Source organism: Serinicoccus sediminis (assembly GCF_004153545.1).
Lineage (GTDB): Bacteria > Actinomycetota > Actinomycetes > Actinomycetales > Dermatophilaceae > Ornithinicoccus > Ornithinicoccus sediminis_A.
The window spans coordinates 1-23,601 of the sequence record NZ_SDVA01000012.1; the positions used below are offsets into that span (position 1 = coordinate 1).

Consider the following 23,601-nt stretch of genomic DNA (forward strand, 5'->3'; position numbering starts at 1 on the left):
ACCGAACAGATAACGATCCCAACAAAAACCACAACCAGCACCCGGGGGCGGGCACCAGCCATGGCAAACAAAACATGGCATCAAAAAACAAACACGCTGTTGAGTTCTCAAGAATCGGACACACACCTGCGGTCCAGACCTGGTCGGTCCTTACCCGCTCGGGGCAACCTCTCCAGCCTACCTCATCTCCGACCCCGGTGTCACATCCGTGGACGTGATCGTGTGCGGGGATGGTGCGGTTGTGCTGGCGCGTCCTCCGCTCTTGCGTCGGCCGCGAGGTACGACTCTACACGCCCCTCGGCGCAGGGTGCAAACTCACTCCCGCGCCGCCGCCTGACGGACCTGGATGCCCACCTGTCCGCTGCTCTCACCTGCAGACATCCGCGCCAGGGCGTGGTCCGTGCGCGCCAGGGGGAACACCTCGTCCATGGCCGGCCGCAGACCCTCGCGGGAGACGAACCGGCACAGACCCGACAGCTCCGCCCGGCTGCCCATCGTGGAGCCCTGCACGCGCAGCTGCTTGAAGAAGATCTTGGTGAGCTCGGCCTTCTGCGGCGCGTCCCCCGAGGTGGCGCCGCAGACGACCACGGTGCCGCCCGGCCGCAGGGCGTTGACCGAGTGCGACCACGTGGCCGCGCCCACGCTGTCGAGGACGGCGTCCACCCGACCGGGCAGCCGTTCACCCGTCTCGAAGGTCGCCGCCGCCCCCAGGTCCGCAGCGCGCGCCCGCTTGGCCTCCGAGCGGCTCGTCGCCCACACCGTGAGTCCGGCGGCACTCCCCAGCTGGATGAGCGCGGTCGCCACGCCACCCCCGGCCCCCTGCACCAGCACGGTGTCCCCCGGCCGGACCTGCGCCTGGGTGAAGAGCATCCGGTAGGCCGTCAGCCACGAGGTGCACAGGGCCGCCGCCTCCACCGCGCTCAGGTGCCCGGGGCGCGGCACCCAGGAGCCCTCTGGCACGCACACCCACTCGGCCAGCGTCCCCTGGTGGTGCTCGGACAGCAGGGTGCGACGCGGGTCGAGCGTGGGATCCCCCTCCCAGGCGGGGGTACCGGTCACCACCGGGTGGACGACCACCTCCCCCAGCTCCGGGTGCTCCGCCACGGCGTCGCACCCGAGGATCATCGGCAGCTGCTCCGTGGCCAGGCCCACCCCGCGCAGCGACCACAGGTCGTGGTGGTTGAGGCCGGCGGCCACGACGGGAAGCACGCGCCACCCGGGCCGCTCCTCCGGCTCCGGCCGCTGGCCGACCACCAGACCGCTGAGGGGCTCGTCCGGGTGGAGGCTGTGGGCGTAGGCGGCCAGCATGCGCCTATACAACCAGATCAGCCGGGACGCGGCTCCCGGACGGCGCGGCTCTCCCTGCCGCGACGCCGCTGACCCTCCTCGGTGTCGGGGTAGGTGATCTCCTCCAGGCAGAGACCGTGCGCGGGCATGACCCGCACCCCGGGGTCACGGCCCCCGGCCTGCTGGACCTCCAGCGGCCAGCCCGGGGGTCGGCGCCCCTCCCCCACCGGCACGACAGCACCCACGAGCGCCCGCACCATGCTGTGGCAGAAGGCGTCCGCGACCACCGTCGCGACGACGACGCCGGCCTCGTCGCGCTGCCAGGTGAACTCCAGCAGCGTGCGCACGGTCGTGGCGCCCTCCCGCGGCTTGCAGAAGGCGGCGAAGTCGCGGAGACCGACCAGCGGGCGAGCCGCCTGGTCCATGGCCTCCACGTCGAGCGGGTGCCGCACCACGACCGTGTCGCGGCGACGCAGCGGGTCGGCGCTGCGCGGCCGGTCCTGCAGCCGGTAGCTGTAGCGCCGCCGCAGGGCCGAGAAGCGCGCGTCGAAGTCGGGGTGCACCTCCGTGGCCGCGCGTACCGCGACGTCGTCGGGCAGCACCCCCCGAAGCCGCGTCACCAGCGCCTCACCCGGCGCCCGGTCGGACCGGCCCGGGACGCGACGCCACGCCTCGTCGGCGACGTCCAGGTGACAGACCGACCCCCGGGCATGGACCCCCGCGTCCGTCCGCCCCCCGACCACCAGCCGCGGTGGCTCCACCCGCAGCACCCGGCCCAGCCCCTGCGCCAGCGTCTCCTCCACGGTGCGCAGCCCCGGCTGGCGGGCCCAACCGGAGAAGTCGGTGCCGTCGTAGGCGAGGTCGATCCTGATGCGCACCCGTCCATCCTGCCCTGCTCGACGAGGAGGGGACGACGAGGGCCGCCCACCCCCCGCGGGGGATGGGCGGCCCTCAGGTGCGTCCGGGACGCGACGGCTCACTTCGCGGAGTCGTCGCCCTCCGCCGGCTGCTGCGCGTCGTCGGCCCCGCCGGAGACCATCGCGGCCTCGGTGGTGTCGTCGGCGGCCTCGTTGTCGGCGACCTCGGTGAGCTCGCCGTCGGCGGCCGGCTCGGCACCCCGCTCGGCGGCGTCGTCGGCGGCCTCGACCTCGGCCTGGGCCTGGTCGACCTCGGCGGCGTCGCTCGTGGTGGGCTCCTCCGCCTCGAGCTCGGCGTCGCTGATGGCCGCGGCCTCGCGGTCCTTGGCCGAGCGCTTGGTGGCACCCTCGGCCTGGGTCACCACGGCCTGGCGGGCGACCGGCTCGCGGACCAGCTCGATGACGGCCATCGGGGCGTTGTCACCCTTGCGCGGCGCGATCTTGGTGATCCGGGTGTAGCCACCCTGGCGCTCCGCGACGTCCGGGGCGATCTCGGTGAACAGCCGGTGCACCACGCCCTTGTCCCGGACGATGGCCAGGACCTTGCGACGGTTGTGCAGGTCGCCGCGCTTGGCGAAGGTCACCAGCCGCTCGGCGAGCGGGCGCAGCCGCTTGGCCTTGGCCTCGGTGGTCGTGATCCGGTCGTGCTCGAACAGGGCGGTCGCCAGGTTGGACAGCATCAGGCGCTCGTGCGCCGGACCGCCACCGAGGCGCGGACCCTTCTTGGGTGCAGGCATGAGGTCTCCTTAAGCCTTCTCGTATCTCAGTACTGCTCGTCCTCGGCGAAGGCGGCGTCGCCCTCGTCGTCGTACGCGCCGTCCTCGTAGGCGGCGGCACCCTCGAACCCGGGCGGGCTGTCCTTGAGGGCCAGGCCCATCTCGGCCAGCTTGTCCTTGACCTCGTCGATCGACTTGGCGCCGAAGTTGCGGATGTCGAGCAGGTCGGCCTCGCTGCGTCCGACGAGCTCGCCGACGCTGTGGATGCCCTCACGCTTGAGGCAGTTGTAGGACCGGACGGTGAGGTCCAGCTCCTCGATCGGCAGCGCCAGGTCGGACGCCAGGGCGCCCTCCCCCGCGGACGGGCCGATCTCGATGCCCTCGGCCTCGACGTTGAGCTCACGGGCCAGCCCGAAGAGCTCGACGAGGGTGCGGCCCGCCGAGGCCACGGCGTCGCGCGGGGCGATCGAGCTCTTGGTCTCGACATCGATGACCAGCCGGTCGAAGTCGGTGCGCTGCTCGACACGGGTCGCCTCGACCTTGTAGGTCACGGCCAGCACCGGGGAGTAGATCGAGTCGACCGGGATCCGGCCGATCTCCTGCTCCCCCGACTTGTTGAGCTGGGCGGAGACGTAGCCACGGCCGCGCTCGACCGTCATCTCCATCTCCAGGGAGGCGGACTCGCCGAGCGTCGCGATGTGCAGGTCCGGGTTGTGGACCTCCACGCCGGCCGGCGGGGCGATGTCAGCGGCGGTGACGGCACCGGCACCCTGCTTGCGCAGGTACATGACGACCGGCTCGTCGAACTCGCTGGACACGACCAGGGACTTCAGGTTGAGGATGACCTCGGTCACGTCCTCCTTGACCCCGGGGATCGTGGAGAACTCGTGGAGCACGCCGTCGATCCGGATGCTGGTCAGCGAGGCGCCGGGGATGCTGGACAGCAGGGTCCGGCGCAGGGAGTTGCCGAGGGTGTAGCCGAAGCCCGGCTCGAGCGGCTCGAGGGCGAACCGCGAGCGGGTGTCCGAGACGACGTCCTCGGTCAGGGTGGGGCGCTGTGCGATGAGCACTGGTGTCTTCCTTTCCACGGGCGACCGCTATATGACGCCGCGTGCGGGAGCCCGGCATACCTCTGTCCGTATGCCGGGCGCGGACCCTGCGGGTCCGGGGCGGTGGGGCGCTGCCCCACCGGATCAGTTCTTCGAGTAGAGCTCGACGATGAGCTGCTCGGTGAGGATCGTGTCGATCTGCTCACGGGTGGGCAGCTGGTGGATGAGGATCTTCAGCGAGCCGGGCACGACCTTCATCCAGGCCGGGACCGGACGGTCGCCGTAGGTCTGGCGGGCCAGCTCGAAGGGGAAGGTCTCCACCGACTGCGGGCGGACCTCGATGATGTCGTACTGCTCCACGCGGTAGCTGGGCACGTCCACCCGGGTGCCGTTGACCAGGAAGTGACCGTGGGTCACCAGCTGGCGGGCGGCGCGACGGGTGCGGGCCAGGCCGGCGCGGTACACGACGTTGTCGAGGCGCGACTCCAGGATGATGAGCAGGTTCGCACCGGTCTTGCCGGGACGGCGGGCCGCCTCGGCGTAGTAGCGACGGAACTGCTTCTCCATGACGCCGTAGGTGAAGCGGGCCTTCTGCTTCTCCTGCAGCTGGGTGAGGTACTCCTTCTCCTGGCTGCGGCGGCGGCCGTGCTGCCCCGGGGGGAAGGGGCGCAGGTCGAAGTTCTTGTCGCCGCCGACGAGGTCGACCTTGAGCCGGCGGGACTTCTTGGTGATGGGTCCGGTGTAGCGGGCCATGTTGTTCTACCTTGTTCCTTCCGGGGCGGTCAGTTGCGACGCTTCTTGGGCGGGCGGACTCCGTTGTGCGCCTGGGGCGTCACGTCGGAGATCGCGCCGACCTCCAGGCCGGCCGCGGTCAGCGAGCGGATCGCGGTCTCGCGACCCGAGCCCGGGCCCTTGACGAAGACGTCGACCTTCTTCATGCCGTGGTCCATCGCGCGGCGCGCGGCGGCCTCGGCGGCCATCTGCGCGGCGTAGGGGGTCGACTTGCGCGACCCCTTGAAGCCGACCTGGCCCGAGGAGGACCAGGCGATGACGGCACCGGTCGGGTCGGTGATCGAGATGATGGTGTTGCTGAACGTGCTCTTGATGTGAGCCTGCCCGAAGGCGACGTTCTTCTTCTCCTTGCGGCGCACCTTGCGGGCGCCGGTGGCCTGACGGCTCTTGGGGGGCATGTGTTTCTCCTAGCGGAAGAGCAAGCTGAGGTGTCGGGGCGTGACGCCCGGACGGATTACTTGCCGGCCTTCTTCTTGCCGGCGACGGTGCGCTTGGGGCCCTTGCGGGTCCGCGCGTTGGTCTTGGTGCGCTGACCGTGCACCGGGAGACCGCGGCGGTGCCGCAGGCCCTGGTAGCTGCCGATCTCCACCTTGCGGCGGATGTCGGCGGCGACCTCGCGGCGGAGGTCGCCCTCGAGGCGGAAGCTGCCCTCGAGGTGGTCGCGCAGAGAGACCAGCTGCTCTTCCGTCAGGTCCTTGACGCGGGTCGACGGGTCCACGCCCGTGGCCTCCAGCGTCTGGACGGCGCGGGTACGGCCCACGCCGAAGATGTAGGTGAGAGCGACCTCGACGCGCTTGTCGCGCGGCAGGTCGACACCGATGAGTCGTGCCATGTGGCAGTGCTCCTTGGGGTACGTGCGAGAGTCTGGTGCAGCACCGGTCCGCATCGTCTGGTGGGCTCGATCGCCCGCGGTCCCCGGCTCTCGCGGCCGGAGGTGACGTCCCGCCGGTCGGCGGGGGTCGGGTGCTGCGTCATCTGGGTCGTGACGGTATGCAGTTGTGGTCGACGCATCGAAGACGCGACGCGCGCGCGGCTCGTGGCGCTCTGCTCAGCCCTGACGCTGCTTGTGGCGCAGGTTGTCGCAGATCACCATGACCCGCCCGTGACGGCGGATCACCTTGCACTTGTCGCAGATCTTCTTCACGCTCGGCTGAACCTTCATGGCTTCCTGCCTTCGGTGGAGTGGATCTGTGCGGGATGTGCGTGGTCCTCGGCCCGGGGGCCGCGGACCTCAGCGGTAACGGAAGACGATGCGACCGCGGGTCAGGTCGTACGGGCTGAGCTCCACCACGACCCGGTCCTCGGGGAGGATCCGGATGTAGTGCTGCCGCATCTTCCCGGAGATGTGAGCCAGCACCACGTGACCGTTGGTGAGCTCGACCCGGAAGTTCGCGTTCGGGAGGGCCTCGACTACCGTGCCCTCGATCTCAATGACGCCGTCCTTCTTCGCCATGTCCTCCACATTCCCTGAATTGCACTGGACTCGGCCCACGCAGGGCCGACGCACTATCCTACGGGACGGGCAACCCCAAGGCCAATCCGCCGGGACGGGTGGAGCTCAGTCGGCGAGCGGCGCCCAGGGCGCACCGACGGCCGCCAGCCCCGCCTCGCCACCGTCCGTCGCCGTCAGCACCCACAGCCCGTCGTCGGTGACCGCGACCGTGTGCTCCCAGTGGGCCGCCCGGCTGCCGTCGCCGGTGACGACCGTCCAGTCGTCGGCCAGGGTGCGCGTCTCGATGGAGCCGAGCGTCACCATCGGCTCGATGGCCAGGGTCGCCCCCGAGGGCACGGTCGGGCCGCTCGAGGTGACCCCGTAGTTGGGGACGTGCGGGTCCATGTGCATCTCCCGCCCGATCCCGTGGCCGGTGTAGTCCTCCAGGATGCCGTAGACCTCGACCCCCGGGACACCCTGCTGGCGACGGTGCTCCAGGGCGGCATCCACCGACGCCTCCACCGCGTCCCCCACGGCATACAGCCGGCCACCCGGTCGCAGCGCCGCGATGCCCGCCCAGAGCGAGGCCTCCGTGTCGTCCATGAGCGCGAGGTCGGCGGCGCTCCCCCGGTCACGGCCCCCGACGACCAGGGTCAGTGCCGCGTCCCCGTGCCACCCCTCGACGATCGCGCCGCAGTCGATGGAGACGAGGTCACCGTCGACGAGCACCCGCTCCCCCGGGATGCCGTGCACGACCTCGTCGTTGACCGAGATGCACAGGCTCCCGGTGAACCCGTGGTAGCCGAGGAAGCTCGGTGTGGCGCCCGCCCCGCGGATCGCCTCCTCGGCCAGCGCGTCGAGCGCCCCGGTGGAGGTGCCGGCGACGGCGCTGTCCCTGGCCAGGGACAGGGTGTCCGCCACGACCCGACCGGCCCGCCGCATGGCGACCAGCTGCTCGGGCGTCTTCGTCTCGATCCGGGGACGACGACGGAAGATGGACATCAGGCGGTGTCGGTGGCGTCCGAGGAGTCCACGGCATCCGCCAGGGCCGCCTCGATCCGCGCGGTGACCTCGCCCACCTCGCCCATGCCGTCGACCCGTCGCAGCAGGCCACGCGTCTTGTAGTGGGCCGAGAGGGGGGCCGTCTCCTCGGCGTACAGTCGCATCCGCTCCCGGATGACGTCCTCGGTGTCGTCGGCGCGGCCCTGCTCGTGGGCCCGGGTCAGCAGTCGCTGCACGACCTCGTCGGTGTCGACCGTCAGCTCGACCACGACGTCCAGCTGGTGACCGGCGTCGCCCAGCATCTCGTCCAGCGCCTCGACCTGTCCGGTCGTGCGGGGGTAGCCGTCGAGGAGGAAGCCGTGCTCGGCGTCGGGCTGGGCCAGCCGGTCACGCACGATCGCGTTCGTGATCTCGTCGGGCACGTAACCACCGGAGGCCGTGATCTGCTTGACCTGGAGCCCGAGGTCGGTCTCCTCCCGGATGTTGGCCCGGAAGATGTCGCCGGTGGAGATCGCCGGGACGCCGTGGGTGGTGGACACGTGGGCGGCCTGGGTGCCCTTGCCGGCACCGGGGGGCCCGAGCAGGATGAGGCGCATCAGCGGAGGAACCCTTCGTAGTCGTGCTGCTGGAGCTGGGACTCGATCTGCTTCACCGTCTGCAGCCCGACCCCGACGATGATGAGGATCGAGGCGCCGCCGAGCGGGAAGTTGGCCACGCCCATGACGTTGAACGCGATGAGCGGGATGACCGCCAGACCGGCGAGGTAGAGCGCACCGGGGGTGGTGATGCGGTTGATGACGTACTCGAGGTACTCGGCCGTCGGGCGGCCGGCCCGGATGCCGGGGATGAAGCCGCCGTAGCGCTTCATGTTGTCCGCCACCTCGGTCGGGTTGAAGGTGACCGAGGTGTAGAAGAAGCAGAAGAAGATGATCATGGCCGCGTACAGCAGCATGTAGACCCAGTGGGTGCCGGACCCGGTGGCGCCCATCGACAGGTAGCGGTCGATGAAGCTGACCCAGCCGGGGGCCGTGGCCCCTGCCTCGGTCGGCCGGTTGAAGTTGGCCAGCAGCGAGGGCAGCATCAGGATCGAGCTGGCGAAGATGATGGGGATGACGTTGGCCATGTTGAGCTTGAGCGGGATGTAGGTCGAGGTCCCGCCGTACTGCCGACGCCCGACCATCCGCTTGGCGTACTGCACCGGGATGCGCCGCTGGCACTGCTCGACGTAGACGACCAGCGTCATGATGACCAGCCCGAGCAGCATGACGAGCACGAAGGTGGTCACCGAGCTCTGGTAGATCGCCCCGAGCGCGGCCGGGAAGCCGGCGGCGATGGAGATGAAGATGAGCAGCGACATCCCGTTGCCCACGCCCTTCTCGGTGATGAGCTCCCCCAGCCACATGATCAGGCCGGTGCCCGCGGTCATGGTGAGGACCATGAGCGCCAGCGTCCCGATGCTCTCGTCCGGCATCACCGAGGTGCACGTGGCTCCGAAGAGCCGCGCCGGCTCCCGCGCGATCGTCACCAGGGTGGACGCCTGCAGCACCGCGAGCCCGATGGTGAGGTAGCGGGTGTACTGGGTCATCTTGGTCTGACCCACCTGCCCCTCCTTCTTCAGCTGCTCGAAGCGGGGGATGACGACGGTGAGCAGCTGCACGATGATCGCCGCGGTGATGTACGGCATGATGCCGAGCGCGAAGATCGACAGCTGCACCATGGCCCCGCCGGAGAACAGGTTGACCATGCCCAGCACGTTGCCGGACAGCTCGGCGGTGTTGAGGCACTGCTGCACCAGGCCGTAGTCGACGCCGGGCGTGGGGATGTGCGTCCCGAGCCGGTAGAGCGCCATGATCGCGAGCGTGAAGAGGATCTTCTTGCGAAGATCAGGCGTCTTGAACGCGCGCACGAAGGCGGAGAGCATTCAGGTCCTCCTGTGGGGTCCCCCCTGGCGCCGCTCGTCGCGGGCGACGACGCGCCCGGGGAGGCGAGCTTGAGTCGCCCCCGACGATAACACCACGGGTGATGGGGGTGGGGAGCAGCGAGGCCCTGCGCCGCGGGGCGACGCAGGGCCTCACTCGAGGTGGGTCGGGCCTCAGGCCTCGGTGGTGGTCCCGCCGGCGGCCTCGATCTTCTCCTTGGCGGAGGCCGAGAACCGGGTGGCGGTGACGTCGAGCTTGACGGAGACCTCGCCGGTGCCGAGCACCTTGACGGGCTGGCCCTTGCGGACCGCGCCCTTGGCGACGAGCTCCTCGGTCCCGACCGTGCCACCCTCGGGGAAGAGGGTGGCCAGGGTGTCGAGGTTGACGACCTGGTAGGTCACCTTGAACGGGTTCTTGAAGCCCCGCAGCTTGGGCAGCCGCATGTGCATCGGCGTCTGACCGCCCTCGAAGGTCTCCGGAACCTGGTACCGGGCCTTCGTGCCCTTGGTGCCGCGACCCGCGCTCTTGCCCTTGGACGCCTCACCGCGACCCACACGGGTCTTCGCGGTCTTGGCGCCGGGGGCCGGACGCAGGTGGTGCACCTTCAGCGCGGCCGCCTCACGACGGGTGGTGCTGTCGGCCATTTCAGTCAACCTCCTCCACGGTCACCAGGTGGGCGACCGTGCGGACCATGCCGCGGAACTCCGGGCGGTCCTCCTTGACGACGGTGTCACCGATCCGCTTGAGGCCCAGGCTCCGGACGGTCTCCCGGTGCATGTGCTTCGTGCCGACGGTGGACTTGATCTGGGTCACCTTGAGCTTGGCCATCAGGCACCCGCCTTCGCCTCGGCCGCGGCTTCCGCACGTGCCCTCAGCATGGCGTGCGGCGCGACCTCCTCGAGCGACTTGCCGCGGCGGGCCGCGACGGCCTCGGGCTGCTCCAGACCCCGCAGCGCCGCGACGGTGGCGTGCACGATGTTGATGGAGTTGCTCGACCCGAGCGACTTGCTCAGGACGTCGTGGATGCCCGCGCACTCCAGCACGGCGCGCACCGGGCCACCGGCGATGACACCGGTACCGGGGCTGGCCGGCTTGAGCATGACGACGCCGGCGGCGTCCTCGCCCTGGATCGGGTGGGGGATGGTGCCGGCGATCCGGGGGACGCGGAAGAAGTTCTTCTTCGCCTCCTCGACGCCCTTGGAGATCGCCGCGGGCACCTCCTTGGCCTTGCCGTAGCCGACGCCCACGGTGCCGTCGCCGTCACCCACCACGACGAGCGCGGTGAAGCTGAAGCGACGGCCACCCTTGACGACCTTGGCCACGCGGTTGATCGTCACGACCCGCTCCAGGTACTGGTTGCGGTCGTCGTCCCGACCCCCGCGGCCACCACGGCCGTCACGGTTGTCTCGGTTGTTGCTGTCCCGGTTGCCCCGACGGTTGTCGCGGGCGTCACCGGACGTGGAACCGGACCCGGCTCCACGTCGCTGGAAGTCACCAGCCATCGAAAAGTCCTCTTTCCTCGTTCTCGCAGGTCCGAATCAGAGCGCCAGGCCGCCCTCGCGGGCGCCCTCCGCGATCGCGGCCACACGGCCGGCGTAACGGTTGCCGCCGCGGTCGAAGACCGCCGCGTCGACGCCCACGGCCTTGGCGCGCTCGGCGAGGAGCTCGCCGACCCGCCTGGCCTTGGCGGTCTTGTCGCCGTCGAGGGCTCGCAGGTCCGCCTCCATGGTGGAGGCGGAGGCCACGGTGGCGCTCCTGGTGTCGTCCACGAGCTGGACGAAGACGTGACGGGAGGACCGGTTGACGACGATGCGCGGGCGCTCCGTCGTGCCGGTGACCTTCTTGCGCAGCCGCACGTGGCGGCGGCCCCGTGCTGCGCTCTTGCTCTTGGCGCGCTTGACGATCTGTGCCATGGCTTACTTACCAGCCTTTCCGACCTTGCGGCGGATGCGCTCACCCTCGTAGCGCACGCCCTTGCCCTTGTAGGGGTCCGGCTTGCGCAGCTTGCGGATGTTCGCGGCGACCTCGCCGACCTGCTGCTTGTCGATGCCCGTGACCGAGAACCGCGTCGGGTTCTCGACCTGGAAGGTGATGCCCTCCGGGGCCTTGATGAGGATGGGGTGGCTGTAGCCGAGCGCGAACTCGAGGTCGCTGCCCCGGGCCACCACGCGGTAACCGGTGCCGTGGATCTCCAGCTTCTTGGTGTAACCGTTGGTCACACCCTCGACCATGTTGGCGATGAGGCTGCGGGTGAGACCGTGCCGCGAGCGCGAGTCGCGCTCGTCGTCGGGCCGGGTCACCTCGATCCTGCCGTCCTCGCCCGCGGCCACGGAGATCGGCTCGACGACGTCGAGCGCGAGCTGGCCCTTCGGGCCCTTGACCGTGACGGTCGAGCCGTCGATCGCCACGTCCACACCGGAGGGGACCGTGACGGGGAGTCGTCCGATACGAGACATTTCTCTAAAGCTCCTTACCTTCTGCTCCGGGTCACCAGACGTAGGCGAGCACTTCGCCGCCGACGCCCTTCTCGGCCGCCTGGCGGTCGGTGAGCAGGCCGGAGGACGTGGAGATGATCGCCACGCCCAGGCCGCCCAGCACGCGGGGCAGGTTGGTGGACTTCGCGTAGACACGCAGGCCCGGCTTGGAGACGCGGCGCACACCGGCGATGGAGCGCTCCCGGTTGGGGCCGTACTTGAGGTCGATGATCAGCGTCGTGCCCACCTCGGCGTCCGCAGAGGACCAGGAGGCGATGTAGCCCTCGGCCTTGAGGATGTCGGCGATGGTCGCCTTCAGCTTGGAGTACGGCATGGAGACCTGGTCCTTGTGCGCCGAGTTGGCGTTCCGGATCCGGGTCAGCATGTCCGCGATCGGGTCGGTCATGGTCATGGGCTTCGTGCCCTTTCTCATCGCGGTTTCCCCCCGGGCGTGGAGCCCGGGGCGACCTTCGATGTTCCAGGTGGTGGTTACGTCAGTGAGGGGTGTGCCGGGGGGCGGGTGGAAGGACCCGCGTCACCAGCTCGACTTGGTGACACCGGGCAGCTCGCCACGGTGCGCCATCTCGCGCAGGCAGATCCGGCACAGGCCGAACTTGCGGTAGACCGAGTGGGGGCGGCCGCACCGCTGGCAGCGGGTGTAGGCGCGGACCTTGAACTTCGGCTTGCGGTTGGCCTTGTTGATGAGAGCGGTCTTGGCCATGCTCAGTTCTCCTTGAACGGGAAGCCCAGGTGCTTGAGCAGCGCCCGACCCTCGTCGTCGGTCGTGGCGGTGGTCACGACGGTGATGTCCATGCCGCGCACCCGGTCGATCTTGTCCTGGTCGATCTCGTGGAACATCGACTGCTCCACCAGACCGAAGGTGTAGTTGCCGTTGCCGTCGAACTGCCGCGCCGACAGCCCGCGGAAGTCACGGATCCGCGGCAGCGCCAGGGCGAGCAGCCGGTCCAGGAACTCCCACATGCGGTCGCCGCGCAGCGTCACGTGGGCGCCGATCGGCATACCCTCGCGCAGCTTGAACTGGGCGATGGACTTGCGGGCCTTGGTCACCGACGGCTTCTGGCCGGTGATCGTCGCCAGGTCGCGGATCGCGCCCTCGATGAGCTTGCTGTCGCGAGCTGCCTCGCCGACACCCATGTTGACGGTGATCTTGACCAGGCCGGGCACCTGCATCGGGTTGGCGTACCCGAACTGCTCGGTCATCGCCGGGACGATGTCCTGCCGGTAGCGGGTCTTCATGCGCGGGGCCGGGGCGGCGCTGCCGCCCTGGGCCTCGGTGGTCTCGCTGATGGTGTCAGTCATGCTCACAGGTCCTTACCCGAGCGCACCGCCACGCGGGTGCGCACCGTCTTGTCGCGGCCATCGCGGTCCACCTGCTCGACGCGGGTCTTGATCCGGGTCGGCTTCTTGGTCTCCGGGTCGACCACCATCACGTTGGACACGTGGATGGGGGCCTCCTGGACCTGGATGCCTCCGGTGTTGACGCCACGCTGACCACCGGCACGCGTGTGCTTGGTGATGCGGTTGACGCCCTCGACCAGCACGCGGCCGGTGTCGGTGTGCACGGCGATGACGCGGCCCTGCAGGCCCTTGTCCTTGCCGGCGATGACCTGCACCAGGTCGTTCTTCTTGATCTTCATCTTCGCCATGTCTCAGATCACCTCCGGCGCGAGCGAGACGATCCGCATGAATCGCTTGTCGCGCAGCTCACGGCCCACCGGGCCGAAGATGCGGGTACCGCGGGGGTCACCGTCGTTCTTGAGGATGACCGCGGCGTTCTCGTCGAAACGGATGTAGCTGCCGTCCGGGCGACGGCGCTCCTTGCGGGTGCGGACGACGACCGCCTTGACGACGTCGCCCTTCTTGACGTTGCCGCCGGGGATGGCGTCCTTCACGGTCGCCACGATGGTGTCCCCGATGCCCGCGTAACGGCGGCCGGAACCACCGAGCACGCGGATGCACAGGAGCTCCTTGGCACCGGTGTTGTCGGCGACGCGCAGTCGCGACTCCTGCTGGATCACTGTTCGATCTCCTACTGCCGGCTGGTTCTCGACCGACGGGTCGAGCCTGGCCAGACGTCGTGGATGAAAGGGTTCGGTCGCGGGGTCCGGGGACCCCGCACGTGAGGGTGGGGCCTACTTGGCCTTCTCGAGGATCTCCACCAGCCGCCACCGCTTGGTGGCGGACAGGGGGCGGGTCTCCATGATGAGGACCCGGTCGCCGACGCCGGCGGCGTTGTCCTCGTCGTGCGCCTTGACCTTGTTGGTCGTGCGGATGACCTTGCCGTAGAGCGCGTGCTTGACACGGTCCTCGACCTGGACGACGACGGTCTTGTCCATCTTGTCGCTGACCACGTAGCCCTGACGGGCCTTGCGGTAGTTGCGGTCGCCGCCGTGCCCGAGCGAGCTCTCGCTGGGCTCGTGCGCCTGGACCGGTGCGGCGGCCGTCCCGGCCGGGGTCTGGGTGCTCTCGCTCATGCTCAGCCCACCTTCTCGTTCTCGTCGGACTCACGGCCGATGCCGAGCTCGCGCTCGCGCATCTCGGTGTAGATGCGCGCGATGTCCTTGCGGACGGCGCGCAGCCGGCCATGGCTCTCCAGCTGCCCGGTGGCGGACTGGAAGCGCAGGTTGAACAGCTCCTTCTTGGCCTCGGCCAGGGCGTCGGCCAGAGGACCGTCCTCCAGGCCGCGCAGCTGCTCGGGGGTCAGGTTCGCGGAACCGACAGCCATCAGATGTCACCACCCTCACGGGAGACGAAACGGGTCTTCATGGGCAGCTTGTGCATCGCCAGACGCAGCGCCTCGCGGGCGACGTCCTCGGACACACCCGACAGCTCGAACATGACGCGGCCGGGCTTGACGTTGGCCACCCACCACTCGGGCGAGCCCTTGCCGGAACCCATGCGGGTCTCGGCCGGCTTCTTGGTCAGCGGGCGGTCCGGGTAGATGTTGATCCACACCTTGCCGCCACGCTTGATGTAGCGGGTCATGGCGATACGCGCGGACTCGATCTGCCGGTTGGTGACGTAGGCGGGGGCCAGGGCCTGGATGCCGTAGTCACCGAACGCCAGCTGGGTGCCGCCCTTGGCCATGCCGGTGCGGTCGGGGTGGTGCTGCTTGCGGTGCTTGACGCGACGGGGAATCAACATCAGGACTGCTCTCCCTCGGTGGTAGCGGGGGCGGTCGCCGAGCCGTCCTGCGCCGTCGCGGTGGCCTGCTCGGAGGTCGCCGCCTCGTCGCGCCGCGGGGCACGACCGCGACGCTCGCCACGGTCACCCCCGGGGCCGCCACGGCCACCGCGGCCGCGGCGGTCGCCGCGCCCGCTGGGGGCCTGGGCCTCCTCGCGGGCCAGCTCCTTGGCGGTCAGGTCGCCCTTGTAGATCCAGACCTTCACACCGATCCGGCCGAAGGTCGTCTTGGCCTCGTAGAGGCCGTAGTCGATGTTGGCGCGCAGCGTGTGCAGCGGCACCCGCCCCTCGCGGTAGAACTCCGAGCGCGACATCTCGGCGCCGCCGAGACGGCCGGAGCACTGGATCCGGATGCCCTTGGCGCCGGCGCGCAGGGCAGACTGCATGCCCTTGCGCATCGCCCGCCGGAAGGTCACCCGGGCCGCCAGCTGCTCGGCGATGCCCTGGGCCACCAGCTGTGCGTCCACCTCGGGGTTCTTCACCTCGAGGATGTTCAGCTGGACCTGCTTGCCGGTGAGCTTCTCCAGCGCACCGCGCAGCCGGTCGGCCTCGGCGCCGCGGCGACCGATGACGATCCCTGGGCGGGCGGTGTGGATGTCCACCCGGACGCGGTCGCGGGTGCGCTCGATCTCGACCTTGGAGATGCCGGCGCGGTCCATACCGGTGGAGAGCAGCTCGCGGATCGCGACGTCTTCCTTCACGTAGTCGCGGTAGCGCTGACCCTCCTTGGTGGAGTCGGCGAACCAGCGGCTGCGGTGGTCGGTCGTGATGCCCAGGCGGTAGCCGTTCGGGTTGATCTTCTGCCCCATCAGCGGGCACCTCCCTTGGTCTGCTCGGCGACGACCACGGTGATGTGGCTCGTGCGCTTGTTGATACGGCTGGCGCGGCCCTGGGCCCGCGGCCGGAACCGCTTCATGGTCGGGCCCTCGTCGACGTAGGCGGACGCGACGACGAGACGCGTCTCGTCGATGCCGGAGCCGCTGTTGTCGGCGGCGTGGCGGGCATTGGCGACCGCGCTGTTCAGGACCTTGAGCACCGGCTCGCTGGCGCTCTGCGGCGCGAACCGCATGAGGGCCTGCGCCTCCGGGACGCTCTTGCCCCGGATGAGGTCGACGACACGGCGGGCCTTCATCGGCGTCACGCGGACGTACCGCGCCTGCGCCCTGGCTTCCATGACGAATCCTTCTTCCGTGGTGTTCGTGGTGGTCGTCATCGGCGGCGACCCTTCCTGTCGTCCTTCTCGTGACCCTTGAACGTGCGGGTCGGAGCGAACTCACCGAGCTTGTGGCCGACCATCGACTCGGTCACGAAGACCGGGACGTGCTTGCGGCCGTCGTGCACGGCCAGCGTGTGGCCGAGCATGTCGGGGGTGATCATCGACCGGCGGGACCAGGTCTTGATGACGTTCTTGGTACCGGCCTCGTTCTGCGCGTCCACCTTCTTGGTGAGGTGGTCGTCGACGAACGGGCCCTTCTTCAGGCTGCGAGGCATACTTCGGACTGCTCCTAAACTCAGCGCTTCTTGCCGGTCCGGCGACGACGCACGATGAGCTTGTCGCTGGGCTTGTTGGGCTTGCGGGTACGACCCTCGGGCTGACCCCAGGGACTCACCGGGTGGCGGCCACCGGAGGTGCGTCCCTCTCCACCACCGTGCGGGTGGTCGACCGGGTTCATGACGACACCACGGACGGTCGGGCGCTTGCCCTTCCACCTCATGCGGCCGGCCTTGCCCCAGCTGATGTTGCTCTGCTCGGCGTTGCCGACCTCGCCGATGCTGGCGCGGCAGCGGGCGTCCACGTTGCGGATCTCGCCGGAGGGCATGCGCAGCTGCGCCATGCTTCCCTCCTTGGCGACGAGCTGCACGCGGGCGCCGGCCGAGCGGGCGATCTTCGCTCCCCCACCGGGCCGCAGCTCGATGGCGTGGATGACCGTACCGACCGGGATGTTGCGCAGCGGCAGGTTGTTGCCCGGCTTAATGTCCGCGGACGGGCCGTTCTCGATCGTGTCACCCTGCTTGAGGCGGTTCGGCGCGATGATGTAGCGCTTCTCGCCGTCGGTGTAGTGCAGCAGGGCGATGCGGGCCGTGCGGTTGGGGTCGTACTCGATGTGGGCGACCTTGGCGTTGACGCCGTCCTTGTCCGCGCGACGGAAGTCGATCACCCGGTAGGCGCGCTTGTGTCCACCACCGATGTGACGGGTGGTGATGCGTCCGGAGGCGTTGCGACCACCGGTCTTGGACAGCGGCTTGACCAGCGACTTCTCGGGGGTCGTCCGGGTCACCTCGACGAAGTCGGCCACGCTCGAGCCACGTCGGCCCGGCGTCGTCGGCTTGTACTTGCGAATAGCCATTCTCGAAAGTCCTCTAGCTTCTCGTCTCGTGCCCCGGCGCTCAGAGCGTGCCGAAGATGTCGATGGAACCCTCACGCAGCGTGACGATCGCCCGCTTCGTGTCCTTGCGCCGGCCCATGCCGAACCGCGTACGGCGGGCCTTGCCCTGGCGGTTCATGGTGTGGACCGAGGAAACCTTGACGTCGAAGATCGCCTCGACGGCCTTCTTGATCTCCGACTTGTTGGCGCGCGGGTCGACGAGGAAGGTGTACTTGCCCTGGTCCAGCAGCGCGTACGACTTCTCCGACACGACCGGCGACAGCAGGATGTCGCGGGGGTCCTTCTGGGTGCTGAAGGTGCTCATGCTCACTTGGTCTCCTCGGCAGTCGTGGCGCTCACGCCGGAGATGAAGGTGTCCAGGGCGGCCTGGGTGAAGACCACGTCGTCCGAGCACAGCACGTCGTAGGTGTTGAGCTGGTCGACGAACAGCACGTGCACGTCCGGCATGTTGCGCACGCTGCGCAGCCCGAGGTCGTCGGCGCGGTCCAGGACCACGAGGAAGTTCGGGCGGTCCGAGAGCGCCTGCAGGGCCGTGCGCGCGGTCCGGGTGGAGGGGGCCTCCCCCTCGACCAGCGCGGACAGCACGTGGATGCGCCCGTGGCGAGCCCGGTCCGAGAGGGCACCGCGCAAGGCGGCGGCCTTCATCTTCTTGGGCGTCTTCTGGGCGTAGCTGCGCGGCTGCGGGCCGTGCACCGTGCCACCGCCGGCGAACTGCGGGGCGCGCGTCGAGCCCTGGCGGGCGCGGCCGGTGCCCTTCTGGCGGTACGGCTTGCGGCCACCACCGCGGACGTCCCCGCGGGTCTTGGTGGCGTGCGTGCCCTGGCGGGCCGCGGCCAGCTGGGCCACGACGACCTGGTGGATCAGCGGCACGTTCGTCTGCACGTCGAAGAGCTCGGCGGGCAGGTCGACCGTGCCGGCGTCGCCACCGGCAGGCTTGGTGATGGTGATGGTGGTCATGTGAGGTTCACGCACCCTTCGCGGCCGTGCGCACGAGGACGACGCCGCCGCGGGGGCCGGGGACGGCACCCTTGATGAGCAGCAGGCCCTTGTCCGCGTCCACGGCGTGGACGGTCAGGTTCGAGGTGGTCTGGCGCTCGCCGCCCATCCGGCCGGCCATGCGCAGACCCTTGAAGACGCGGCCCGGGGTGGCGCAGCCACCGATGGAGCCGGGCTTGCGGTGGTTGCGGTGGGCACCGTGGGAGGCGCCGACGCCGGAGAAGCCGTGCCGCTTCATGACGCCCGCGAAGCCCTTGCCCTTCGTGGTGCCGGTGACGTCCACCTTCTGGCCGCCCTCGAAGGTCTCCGCGGTGATCTCCTGGCCGAGCTCGTAGTCGGCGGCGTCGGCGGTGCGCAGCTCGGCGACGTGGCGCCGCGGCGTGACGCCGGCCTTGGCGAAGTGCCCCTTGAGCGGCTGGGTCACCTTGCGCGGGTCGATCGCACCGAACGCGATCTGGACCGCGTCGTACCCGTCGGTCTCCGCGTTGCGGACCTGGGTGACGACGGCGGGCCCCGCCTTGATGACCGTGACCGGCACGAGGCGGTTCTCGGCGTCCCAGACCTGGGTCATGCCCAGCTTCTCCCCGAGCACGCCCTTGACGGTGCGCCGGGTGGTCGATGCAGTGGTCGCAGTAGTCATCGTCGTCACACTCACAGCTTGATCTCGATGTTGACGTCCGCCGGGAGGTCGAGACGCATCAAGGAGTCGACCGCCTTGGGGGTGGGGTCGACGATGTCGATCAGCCGCTTGTGGGTTCGCATCTCGAAGTGCTCGCGGCTGTCCTTGTACTTGTGCGGCGACCGGATGACGCAGAAGACGTTCTTCTCCGTCGGCAGCGGCACCGGGCCGACCACCGTGGCGCCGGCACGGGTCACCGTGTCAACGATCTTGCGCGCCGAGCTGTCGATGACCTCGTGGTCGTACGACTTCAGCCGGATGCGGATCTTCTGTCCCGCCATCGCTTGTCTGACTCTCTCTCGTCGTCCGTCTGGAACATTCGTGGTCCGGTCCGACGGGCCTTCCACCGACCCCCGCGGTCGGGCGTGTCGCGCCTCCCGCGGACGTCACCCAGCGATCCTCAGATCTTTCTGGGCGGTGTCCGTGCCCGGCTCGGCCGGGGCTTGCGCTGCCGTCGCCCGCGCCCTGGGGGCGCGTGCCGGACGGCCGGCGACGTACACATGGGTGTATGCCGCGCGTCAAGCAACCTGTCCAGTGTGCCATGCGGCCTCGGCATACCTCAAATCGGTGCCGCCAGGCACTCCCGCAGCTCCCCGGCCGACCAGGCCCCGCGGACGACCGGGCTCTCCCGCAGGTAGTCCACGACGGCCTCGTCGTCCAGGCCGTGGCTCTGCCGAAGCCCTGCGGCCATGGTGCGCAGGTACGGGGCGGTCGGCGCCAGCCCGCCCAGGGCGTCCGGGTCCTCGGCGGTGAAGGTGAGCACCGCCCGGTCCCCGATGGTGCCCACCCGGTGGATGGTCTCGTACCGCCCGGGGCCGGCGACGTCGTAGCCGTGGGCCAGGACGCGGGCGAGGTCCAGCCCTCCCCCGGTCTCCCGGTGCATCTCCTGGGCGGCGACGTCGGCGAACTGGCCCTCGGTGAGCAGGTAGGCCCTGGCCCGCACCGTGCCCTCGCCCTCCCCGGGCACGTAGAAGGCCACCCCGCCACCCCAGGTCGAGGACCGCCACCCGAAGTGCAGCCGTCCGGGGAGGCTCACGGGGCGGTCCCCCGTCGGGGCGGCCGTGTCCCGGGCGCCCGTGTGCGACCGCAGGGCGCCGGCCGCCGCTCCCCCGGTGAGGTAGCGCTGGAACCGGTCCCGGTCGAGGTTGGAGCCGTACGCCGCATACCAGATCCTCACCCGCCCCAGCCTGCCACGCCCCGGACCGTGCCGCGCCACCCGTTCCCCCGGCATACGAGCAGCCCCCGCCGCCGGTGACCGGCGACGGGGGCTGCTGCTGCGGGACGGGGCCCGGGTCAGATCACTTGAGGATCTTGGTGACCCGGCCGGCACCGACGGTGCGGCCGCCCTCGCGGATGTTGAACATCAGGCCCTCCTCCATGGCGATCGGCTGGATCAGCTCGACCTTCATGTCGGTGTTGTCGCCAGGCATGACCATCTCGGTACCCTCGGGCAGGTGCACGACACCGGTGACGTCCGTGGTCCGGAAGTAGAACTGCGGACGGTAGTTGTCGTAGAACGGCGTGTGCCGGCCACCCTCGTCCTTGGACAGGATGTAGGCCTGCGCCTCGAACTCGGTGTGCGGGGTGATGGTGCCGGGCTTGACGATGACCTGGCCGCGCTCGACGTCCTCGCGCTTGGTGCCACGCAGCAGCAGACCGACGTTCTCGCCCGCACGGCCCTCGTCGAGCAGCTTGCGGAACATCTCGATGCCGGTGACGGTCGTCTTGCTCGAGCCGGGGCGGATACCCACGATCTCGATCTCCTCGTTGACCTTGAGGATGCCGCGCTCGATACGACCGGTGACGACGGTGCCACGACCGGTGATCGTGAAGACGTCCTCGACGGGCATCATGAACGGCTTGTCCAGGTCGCGCTCCGGCTCCGGGATGTACTCGTCCACGGTGTCCATGAGCTCGAGGACGGTGTTGGCCCACTCCTCGTCGCCCTCCAGCGCCTTCAGCGCGGAGACCTTGACGACGGGCAGGTCGTCACCGGGGAACTCGTAGGAGGACAGCAGCTCGCGGACCTCCATCTCGACGAGCTCCATGATCTCCTCGTCGTCGACCATGTCGGCCTTGTTGAGGGCCACGACGATGTAGGGGACGCCGACCTGGCGGGCCAGGAGGACGTGCTCCTTCGTCTGCGGCATGGGGCCGTCGGTGGCGGCGACCACGAGGATCGCACCGTCCATCTGCGCGGCACCGGTGATCATGTTCTTGACGTAGTCGGCGTGACCCGGGCAGTCGACGTGCGCGTAGTGACGCTTCTCCGTCTGGTACTCGATGTGCGCGATCGAGATCGTGATGCCGCGCTGCTTCTCCTCGGGCGCCTTGTCGATGGAGTCGAAGGGCGACGCCTGGTTCAACTCCGGGTACTTGTCGTGCAGCACCTTGGAGATGGCAGCCGTGAGGGTGGTCTTGCCGTGGTCGATGTGACCGATGGTGCCGATGTTGACGTGCGGCTTGCTCCGCTCGAACTTGGCCTTCGCCACTGGGGTGTCCTCCTGTTGGACTCGGGATGTGCGATCGTCACCGACCGGGGACCGGGGACGACGTCTGGATGGGTGTTGCTCGGTCCATCACTCCGCGGACGGAGTGAGCGGGCTCACTCGCCGCGGACCTTCTTGATGATCTCCTCGGCGACGTTCTTGGGAACCTCGGCGTAGGAGTCGAACTGCATCGTGTAGTTGGCACGACCCTGGGTCCGGGACCTGAGGTCACCAACGTACCCGAACATCTCGGACAGCGGCACCACGGCCTTGACGACCTTGGCCCCGGAGATGTCCTCCATGGACTGGATCTGACCACGGCGGGCGTTGAGGTCGCCGATGACGTCCCCCATGTAGTCCTCCGGGGTCCGGACCTCGACGGCCATCATCGGCTCGAGCAGCACCGGGTTGGCGCGGCGGGCGGCCTCCTTGAAGGCCATCGAGCCGGCGATCTTGAACGCCATCTCCGAGGAGTCGACGTCGTGGTAGGCGCCGTCCAGCAGGGTGGCCTTGATGCCCACGACCGGGTAGCCGGCCTGGATGCCGACCTGCATCGCGTCCTGGATGCCCTGGTCCACCGAGGGGATGTACTCCTTCGGCACCCGACCACCGGTGACCGAGTTGGCGAACTCGTACAGCTCACCCTCGGCGGTGTCCAGCGGCTCGAAGGTCAGCTGCACCTTGGCGAACTGCCCCGACCCACCGGTCTGCTTCTTGTGGGTGTAGTCGTACTTCTCCACGGTCTTCTTGATGGTCTCGCGGTAGGCGACCTGCGGGGCGCCCACGTTGGCCTCGACCTTGAACTCGCGCTTCATCCGGTCCACGAACACGTCGAGGTGCAGCTCACCCATCCCGCCGATGACGGTCTGGCCGGTCTCCTCGTCGAGGCGGACGGTGAAGGTCGGGTCCTCCTGGACCAGCTTCTGGATGGCCGTGGAGAGCTTCTCCTGGTCACCCTTGGTCTTCGGCTCGATGGCCACGTGGATGACCGGCTCCGGGAAGCTCATCGACTCCAGCACGATGTGCTGGTTCATGTCGGAGAGCGTGTCACCGGTCGTGGTGTCCTTGAGGCCGATCATCGCGTAGATGTGGCCGGCCGAGGCCGAGCCCACCGGGTTCTCCTTGTTGGAGTGCATCTGGAACAGCTTGCCGATGCGCTCCTTCTTGCCCTTGGTCGCGTTGTAGACCGGCTGGCCGGCGTCGATCTTGCCGGAGTAGACGCGGACGTAGGTCAGCGTGCCGAAGAAGGGGTGCGTGGCCACCTTGAAGGCCAGGCCGGAGAACGGCTCGCTCGAGTCCGGACGGCGGGTCAGCTCCACGGTCTCGTCGCTCGGGTCGTGGCCGATCATCGGCGGGACGTCCAGCGGCGAGGGCAGGTAGGAGATGACCGCGTCCAGCATCGGCTGCACGCCCTTGTTCTTGAAGGCCGAGCCGCACAGGACCGGGTAGGCCTGCGAGGTGACGGTCATGGCACGGATGCCCGCGACCAGCTCCGCCTCGGTCAGCTCACCCTCCTCGAGGTACTTCTCCATGAGCTCGTCGCTCGCCTCGGCGACCTGCTCGACGAGCTTCTCGCGGTACTCCTCGGCCTGGTCCTGCAGGTCCGCCGGGATCTCCTCGACCGCGTAGTCCTCACCCTTCTCGACCTCGCCGCGCCACGTGAGGGCACGCATCTTGACGAGGTCGATGACGCCGATGAAGTCGCTCTCGGAGCCGATGGGCAGCTGGACGACCAGCGGCGTGGCGCCGAGGCGGTCCTTGATGGTCTGCACCGTGAAGTAGAAGTCGGCACCGAGCTTGTCCATCTTGTTGACGAAGCAGACGCGCGGGACGTCGTACTTGTCCGCCTGGCGCCACACGGTCTCGGACTGCGGCTCGACACCCTCCTTGCCGTCGAACACCGCGACCGCGCCGTCGAGCACGCGCAGGGACCGCTCCACCTCGACGGTGAAGTCGACGTGCCCCGGGGTGTCGATGATGTTGATCTGGGTGTCCTTCCAGAAGCAGGTCGTCGCGGCGGACGTGATCGTGATGCCGCGCTCCTGCTCCTGCTCCATCCAGTCCATGGTCGACGCACCGTCGTGCGTCTCACCGATCTTGTAGTTGATGCCGGTGTAGAACAGGATCCGCTCGGTGGTCGTCGTCTTGCCGGCATCGATGTGCGCCATGATGCCGATGTTGCGGACCTTGTTGAGGTCCGTGAGGACGTCGAGTGCCACAGTCTCTCTTCTCTGGTTGTCTCTCGTGGTCAGTGCGGT

The 23,601-nt window shown here is 69.3% G+C and carries 36 protein-coding genes; all 36 read right to left on the reverse strand.

The window, feature by feature from the left end; all coding sequences use genetic code 11:
- Positions 1–315 precede the first annotated feature (315 nt).
- On the reverse strand, positions 316–1,308 hold the full coding sequence (locus EUS26_RS11660; RefSeq protein WP_130014019.1) for a zinc-binding dehydrogenase: 993 nt from the start codon (positions 1,306–1,308) through the stop codon (positions 316–318).
- 17 nt (positions 1,309–1,325) lie between these two features.
- A complete protein-coding gene (gene truA / locus EUS26_RS11665; RefSeq protein ID WP_130014020.1) occupies positions 1,326–2,165 on the reverse strand; it encodes a tRNA pseudouridine(38-40) synthase TruA in 840 nt (279 codons plus the stop codon).
- A gap of 98 nt (positions 2,166–2,263) precedes the next feature.
- The gene (gene rplQ / locus EUS26_RS11670; protein WP_130014021.1) at positions 2,264–2,941 is read right to left on the reverse strand and encodes a 50S ribosomal protein L17; all 678 of its coding nucleotides are present in this window, start codon (positions 2,939–2,941) and stop codon (positions 2,264–2,266) included.
- Positions 2,942–2,967: 26 nt separating this feature from the next.
- The gene (locus EUS26_RS11675; RefSeq protein WP_130014022.1) at positions 2,968–3,990 is read right to left on the reverse strand and encodes a DNA-directed RNA polymerase subunit alpha; all 1,023 of its coding nucleotides are present in this window, start codon (positions 3,988–3,990) and stop codon (positions 2,968–2,970) included.
- Between the two features lie 123 nt (positions 3,991–4,113).
- On the reverse strand, positions 4,114–4,722 hold the full coding sequence (gene rpsD / locus EUS26_RS11680) for a 30S ribosomal protein S4 (RefSeq protein ID WP_130014023.1): 609 nt from the start codon (positions 4,720–4,722) through the stop codon (positions 4,114–4,116).
- Between the two features lie 29 nt (positions 4,723–4,751).
- The gene (gene rpsK, locus EUS26_RS11685) at positions 4,752–5,159 is read right to left on the reverse strand and encodes a 30S ribosomal protein S11 (RefSeq protein ID WP_058890650.1); all 408 of its coding nucleotides are present in this window, start codon (positions 5,157–5,159) and stop codon (positions 4,752–4,754) included.
- A 56-nt stretch (positions 5,160–5,215) separates the two neighbouring features.
- Positions 5,216–5,593 carry a 30S ribosomal protein S13 gene (rpsM, locus tag EUS26_RS11690; RefSeq protein ID WP_130014024.1) on the reverse strand — a complete coding sequence of 126 codons (378 nt, stop codon included), beginning with the start codon at positions 5,591–5,593 and terminating at the stop codon, positions 5,216–5,218.
- 216 nt (positions 5,594–5,809) lie between these two features.
- Positions 5,810–5,923: a 50S ribosomal protein L36 gene (gene rpmJ / locus EUS26_RS11695; RefSeq protein WP_022925314.1), complete on the reverse strand. Its 114-nt coding sequence runs from the start codon at positions 5,921–5,923 to the stop codon at positions 5,810–5,812.
- Between the two features lie 69 nt (positions 5,924–5,992).
- Positions 5,993–6,214, reverse strand: a complete 222-nt coding sequence (gene infA / locus EUS26_RS11700) for a translation initiation factor IF-1 (RefSeq protein WP_022925313.1) — start codon at positions 6,212–6,214, stop codon at positions 5,993–5,995.
- Between the two features lie 105 nt (positions 6,215–6,319).
- Positions 6,320–7,195: a type I methionyl aminopeptidase gene (gene map / locus EUS26_RS11705; protein ID WP_130014025.1), complete on the reverse strand. Its 876-nt coding sequence runs from the start codon at positions 7,193–7,195 to the stop codon at positions 6,320–6,322.
- Positions 7,195–7,791 carry an adenylate kinase gene (locus tag EUS26_RS11710; protein WP_130014026.1) on the reverse strand — a complete coding sequence of 199 codons (597 nt, stop codon included), beginning with the start codon at positions 7,789–7,791 and terminating at the stop codon, positions 7,195–7,197. The genes map and EUS26_RS11710 overlap by 1 nt, the downstream gene beginning before the upstream one ends.
- Positions 7,791–9,116: a preprotein translocase subunit SecY gene (secY, locus tag EUS26_RS11715; protein ID WP_130014027.1), complete on the reverse strand. Its 1,326-nt coding sequence runs from the start codon at positions 9,114–9,116 to the stop codon at positions 7,791–7,793. Before secY ends, EUS26_RS11710 begins: the two co-directional genes overlap by 1 nt.
- Before the next feature lie 171 nt (positions 9,117–9,287).
- The gene (rplO, locus tag EUS26_RS11720) at positions 9,288–9,758 is read right to left on the reverse strand and encodes a 50S ribosomal protein L15 (RefSeq protein ID WP_130014028.1); all 471 of its coding nucleotides are present in this window, start codon (positions 9,756–9,758) and stop codon (positions 9,288–9,290) included.
- Position 9,759: 1 nt separating this feature from the next.
- Positions 9,760–9,942 carry a 50S ribosomal protein L30 gene (rpmD, locus tag EUS26_RS11725; RefSeq protein WP_010148653.1) on the reverse strand — a complete coding sequence of 61 codons (183 nt, stop codon included), beginning with the start codon at positions 9,940–9,942 and terminating at the stop codon, positions 9,760–9,762.
- The gene (gene rpsE, locus EUS26_RS11730; RefSeq protein WP_130014029.1) at positions 9,942–10,616 is read right to left on the reverse strand and encodes a 30S ribosomal protein S5; all 675 of its coding nucleotides are present in this window, start codon (positions 10,614–10,616) and stop codon (positions 9,942–9,944) included. The genes rpmD and rpsE overlap by 1 nt, the downstream gene beginning before the upstream one ends.
- Positions 10,617–10,652: 36 nt before the next feature.
- On the reverse strand, positions 10,653–11,027 hold the full coding sequence (gene rplR, locus EUS26_RS11735) for a 50S ribosomal protein L18 (protein ID WP_130014030.1): 375 nt from the start codon (positions 11,025–11,027) through the stop codon (positions 10,653–10,655).
- A 3-nt stretch (positions 11,028–11,030) separates the two neighbouring features.
- Positions 11,031–11,570 carry a 50S ribosomal protein L6 gene (rplF, locus tag EUS26_RS11740; protein WP_130014031.1) on the reverse strand — a complete coding sequence of 180 codons (540 nt, stop codon included), beginning with the start codon at positions 11,568–11,570 and terminating at the stop codon, positions 11,031–11,033.
- Positions 11,571–11,601: 31 nt separating this feature from the next.
- A complete protein-coding gene (rpsH, locus tag EUS26_RS11745) occupies positions 11,602–12,000 on the reverse strand; it encodes a 30S ribosomal protein S8 (RefSeq protein ID WP_010148657.1) in 399 nt (132 codons plus the stop codon).
- Between the two features lie 123 nt (positions 12,001–12,123).
- Positions 12,124–12,309, reverse strand: coding sequence for a type Z 30S ribosomal protein S14 (locus EUS26_RS11750; RefSeq protein WP_009483068.1), 186 nt, complete (start codon positions 12,307–12,309; stop codon positions 12,124–12,126).
- A 2-nt stretch (positions 12,310–12,311) separates the two neighbouring features.
- The gene (gene rplE, locus EUS26_RS11755; RefSeq protein ID WP_130014032.1) at positions 12,312–12,908 is read right to left on the reverse strand and encodes a 50S ribosomal protein L5; all 597 of its coding nucleotides are present in this window, start codon (positions 12,906–12,908) and stop codon (positions 12,312–12,314) included.
- A 2-nt stretch (positions 12,909–12,910) separates the two neighbouring features.
- Positions 12,911–13,255 carry a 50S ribosomal protein L24 gene (rplX, locus tag EUS26_RS11760; RefSeq protein WP_058890640.1) on the reverse strand — a complete coding sequence of 115 codons (345 nt, stop codon included), beginning with the start codon at positions 13,253–13,255 and terminating at the stop codon, positions 12,911–12,913.
- 3 nt (positions 13,256–13,258) lie between these two features.
- Positions 13,259–13,627: a 50S ribosomal protein L14 gene (rplN, locus tag EUS26_RS11765; RefSeq protein WP_058890639.1), complete on the reverse strand. Its 369-nt coding sequence runs from the start codon at positions 13,625–13,627 to the stop codon at positions 13,259–13,261.
- A gap of 114 nt (positions 13,628–13,741) precedes the next feature.
- Positions 13,742–14,083 carry a 30S ribosomal protein S17 gene (gene rpsQ / locus EUS26_RS17555; protein ID WP_130014033.1) on the reverse strand — a complete coding sequence of 114 codons (342 nt, stop codon included), beginning with the start codon at positions 14,081–14,083 and terminating at the stop codon, positions 13,742–13,744.
- A gap of 2 nt (positions 14,084–14,085) precedes the next feature.
- Positions 14,086–14,334, reverse strand: a complete 249-nt coding sequence (rpmC, locus tag EUS26_RS11775) for a 50S ribosomal protein L29 (protein ID WP_022925300.1) — start codon at positions 14,332–14,334, stop codon at positions 14,086–14,088.
- On the reverse strand, positions 14,334–14,753 hold the full coding sequence (gene rplP / locus EUS26_RS11780; RefSeq protein ID WP_130014034.1) for a 50S ribosomal protein L16: 420 nt from the start codon (positions 14,751–14,753) through the stop codon (positions 14,334–14,336). The genes rpmC and rplP overlap by 1 nt, the downstream gene beginning before the upstream one ends.
- Positions 14,753–15,601 carry a 30S ribosomal protein S3 gene (gene rpsC / locus EUS26_RS11785; protein ID WP_130014035.1) on the reverse strand — a complete coding sequence of 283 codons (849 nt, stop codon included), beginning with the start codon at positions 15,599–15,601 and terminating at the stop codon, positions 14,753–14,755. The genes rplP and rpsC overlap by 1 nt, the downstream gene beginning before the upstream one ends.
- A complete protein-coding gene (rplV, locus tag EUS26_RS11790; RefSeq protein ID WP_130014115.1) occupies positions 15,601–15,966 on the reverse strand; it encodes a 50S ribosomal protein L22 in 366 nt (121 codons plus the stop codon). The genes rpsC and rplV overlap by 1 nt, the downstream gene beginning before the upstream one ends.
- 35 nt (positions 15,967–16,001) lie before the next feature.
- Positions 16,002–16,283 carry a 30S ribosomal protein S19 gene (rpsS, locus tag EUS26_RS11795; protein WP_010148667.1) on the reverse strand — a complete coding sequence of 94 codons (282 nt, stop codon included), beginning with the start codon at positions 16,281–16,283 and terminating at the stop codon, positions 16,002–16,004.
- Positions 16,284–16,303: 20 nt separating this feature from the next.
- Positions 16,304–17,140, reverse strand: a complete 837-nt coding sequence (rplB, locus tag EUS26_RS11800; protein ID WP_130014036.1) for a 50S ribosomal protein L2 — start codon at positions 17,138–17,140, stop codon at positions 16,304–16,306.
- Between the two features lie 40 nt (positions 17,141–17,180).
- Positions 17,181–17,483, reverse strand: coding sequence for a 50S ribosomal protein L23 (gene rplW / locus EUS26_RS11805; protein WP_058890632.1), 303 nt, complete (start codon positions 17,481–17,483; stop codon positions 17,181–17,183).
- Positions 17,484–17,485: 2 nt separating this feature from the next.
- Complete coding sequence (gene rplD / locus EUS26_RS11810; protein ID WP_130014037.1) at positions 17,486–18,136, reverse strand: 50S ribosomal protein L4; 651 nt, start codon at positions 18,134–18,136, stop codon at positions 17,486–17,488.
- A 7-nt stretch (positions 18,137–18,143) separates the two neighbouring features.
- The gene (gene rplC, locus EUS26_RS11815) at positions 18,144–18,815 is read right to left on the reverse strand and encodes a 50S ribosomal protein L3 (protein ID WP_202865129.1); all 672 of its coding nucleotides are present in this window, start codon (positions 18,813–18,815) and stop codon (positions 18,144–18,146) included.
- A gap of 11 nt (positions 18,816–18,826) precedes the next feature.
- A complete protein-coding gene (gene rpsJ / locus EUS26_RS11820) occupies positions 18,827–19,135 on the reverse strand; it encodes a 30S ribosomal protein S10 (protein WP_006946210.1) in 309 nt (102 codons plus the stop codon).
- A gap of 278 nt (positions 19,136–19,413) precedes the next feature.
- Positions 19,414–20,031, reverse strand: coding sequence for a histone deacetylase (locus tag EUS26_RS11825; protein ID WP_130014038.1), 618 nt, complete (start codon positions 20,029–20,031; stop codon positions 19,414–19,416).
- Positions 20,032–20,152: 121 nt separating this feature from the next.
- Positions 20,153–21,346: an elongation factor Tu gene (gene tuf / locus EUS26_RS11830; RefSeq protein WP_130014039.1), complete on the reverse strand. Its 1,194-nt coding sequence runs from the start codon at positions 21,344–21,346 to the stop codon at positions 20,153–20,155.
- Positions 21,347–21,459: 113 nt separating this feature from the next.
- Positions 21,460–23,562 carry an elongation factor G gene (gene fusA, locus EUS26_RS11835; RefSeq protein ID WP_130014040.1) on the reverse strand — a complete coding sequence of 701 codons (2,103 nt, stop codon included), beginning with the start codon at positions 23,560–23,562 and terminating at the stop codon, positions 21,460–21,462.
- Positions 23,563–23,601: the final 39 nt, after the last annotated feature.

Coding starts and splice junctions, on each gene's coding strand:
- EUS26_RS11660 (WP_130014019.1), bottom strand. CDS start 1,308: ATGCTGGCCGCCTACGCCCACAGCCTCCACCCGGACGAGCCCCTCAGC.
- rplV (WP_130014115.1), bottom strand. CDS start 15,966: ATGGAAGCCAGGGCGCAGGCGCGGTACGTCCGCGTGACGCCGATGAAG.
- secY (WP_130014027.1), bottom strand. CDS start 9,116: ATGCTCTCCGCCTTCGTGCGCGCGTTCAAGACGCCTGATCTTCGCAAG.
- EUS26_RS11710 (WP_130014026.1), bottom strand. CDS start 7,791: ATGCGCCTCATCCTGCTCGGGCCCCCCGGTGCCGGCAAGGGCACCCAG.
- rplW (WP_058890632.1), bottom strand. CDS start 17,483: ATGAGCACCTTCAGCACCCAGAAGGACCCCCGCGACATCCTGCTGTCG.
- rplC (WP_202865129.1), bottom strand. CDS start 18,815: ATGACTACTGCGACCACTGCATCGACCACCCGGCGCACCGTCAAGGGC.
- rpsH (WP_010148657.1), bottom strand. CDS start 12,000: ATGACCATGACCGACCCGATCGCGGACATGCTGACCCGGATCCGGAAC.
- rplB (WP_130014036.1), bottom strand. CDS start 17,140: ATGGCTATTCGCAAGTACAAGCCGACGACGCCGGGCCGACGTGGCTCG.
- rpmJ (WP_022925314.1), bottom strand. CDS start 5,923: ATGAAGGTTCAGCCGAGCGTGAAGAAGATCTGCGACAAGTGCAAGGTG.
- rpsM (WP_130014024.1), bottom strand. CDS start 5,593: ATGGCACGACTCATCGGTGTCGACCTGCCGCGCGACAAGCGCGTCGAG.
- rpsS (WP_010148667.1), bottom strand. CDS start 16,283: ATGCCTCGCAGCCTGAAGAAGGGCCCGTTCGTCGACGACCACCTCACC.
- rplX (WP_058890640.1), bottom strand. CDS start 13,255: ATGGCGAAGATGAAGATCAAGAAGAACGACCTGGTGCAGGTCATCGCC.
- map (WP_130014025.1), bottom strand. CDS start 7,195: ATGTCCATCTTCCGTCGTCGTCCCCGGATCGAGACGAAGACGCCCGAG.
- rpsE (WP_130014029.1), bottom strand. CDS start 10,616: ATGGCTGGTGACTTCCAGCGACGTGGAGCCGGGTCCGGTTCCACGTCC.
- rplF (WP_130014031.1), bottom strand. CDS start 11,570: ATGTCTCGTATCGGACGACTCCCCGTCACGGTCCCCTCCGGTGTGGAC.
- rpmD (WP_010148653.1), bottom strand. CDS start 9,942: ATGGCCAAGCTCAAGGTGACCCAGATCAAGTCCACCGTCGGCACGAAG.
- rplO (WP_130014028.1), bottom strand. CDS start 9,758: ATGGCCGACAGCACCACCCGTCGTGAGGCGGCCGCGCTGAAGGTGCAC.
- rpmC (WP_022925300.1), bottom strand. CDS start 14,334: ATGGCTGTCGGTTCCGCGAACCTGACCCCCGAGCAGCTGCGCGGCCTG.
- EUS26_RS11750 (WP_009483068.1), bottom strand. CDS start 12,309: ATGGCCAAGACCGCTCTCATCAACAAGGCCAACCGCAAGCCGAAGTTC.
- rplR (WP_130014030.1), bottom strand. CDS start 11,027: ATGGCACAGATCGTCAAGCGCGCCAAGAGCAAGAGCGCAGCACGGGGC.
- infA (WP_022925313.1), bottom strand. CDS start 6,214: ATGGCGAAGAAGGACGGCGTCATTGAGATCGAGGGCACGGTAGTCGAG.
- rpsC (WP_130014035.1), bottom strand. CDS start 15,601: ATGGGGCAGAAGATCAACCCGAACGGCTACCGCCTGGGCATCACGACC.
- rpsD (WP_130014023.1), bottom strand. CDS start 4,722: ATGGCCCGCTACACCGGACCCATCACCAAGAAGTCCCGCCGGCTCAAG.
- rpsQ (WP_130014033.1), bottom strand. CDS start 14,083: ATGAGCGAGAGCACCCAGACCCCGGCCGGGACGGCCGCCGCACCGGTC.
- rplE (WP_130014032.1), bottom strand. CDS start 12,908: ATGACTGACACCATCAGCGAGACCACCGAGGCCCAGGGCGGCAGCGCC.
- rpsK (WP_058890650.1), bottom strand. CDS start 5,159: ATGCCCCCCAAGAGCCGTCAGGCCACCGGCGCCCGCAAGGTGCGCCGC.
- rplD (WP_130014037.1), bottom strand. CDS start 18,136: ATGACCACCATCACCATCACCAAGCCTGCCGGTGGCGACGCCGGCACG.
- rpsJ (WP_006946210.1), bottom strand. CDS start 19,135: ATGGCGGGACAGAAGATCCGCATCCGGCTGAAGTCGTACGACCACGAG.
- rplQ (WP_130014021.1), bottom strand. CDS start 2,941: ATGCCTGCACCCAAGAAGGGTCCGCGCCTCGGTGGCGGTCCGGCGCAC.
- rplP (WP_130014034.1), bottom strand. CDS start 14,753: ATGTTGATTCCCCGTCGCGTCAAGCACCGCAAGCAGCACCACCCCGAC.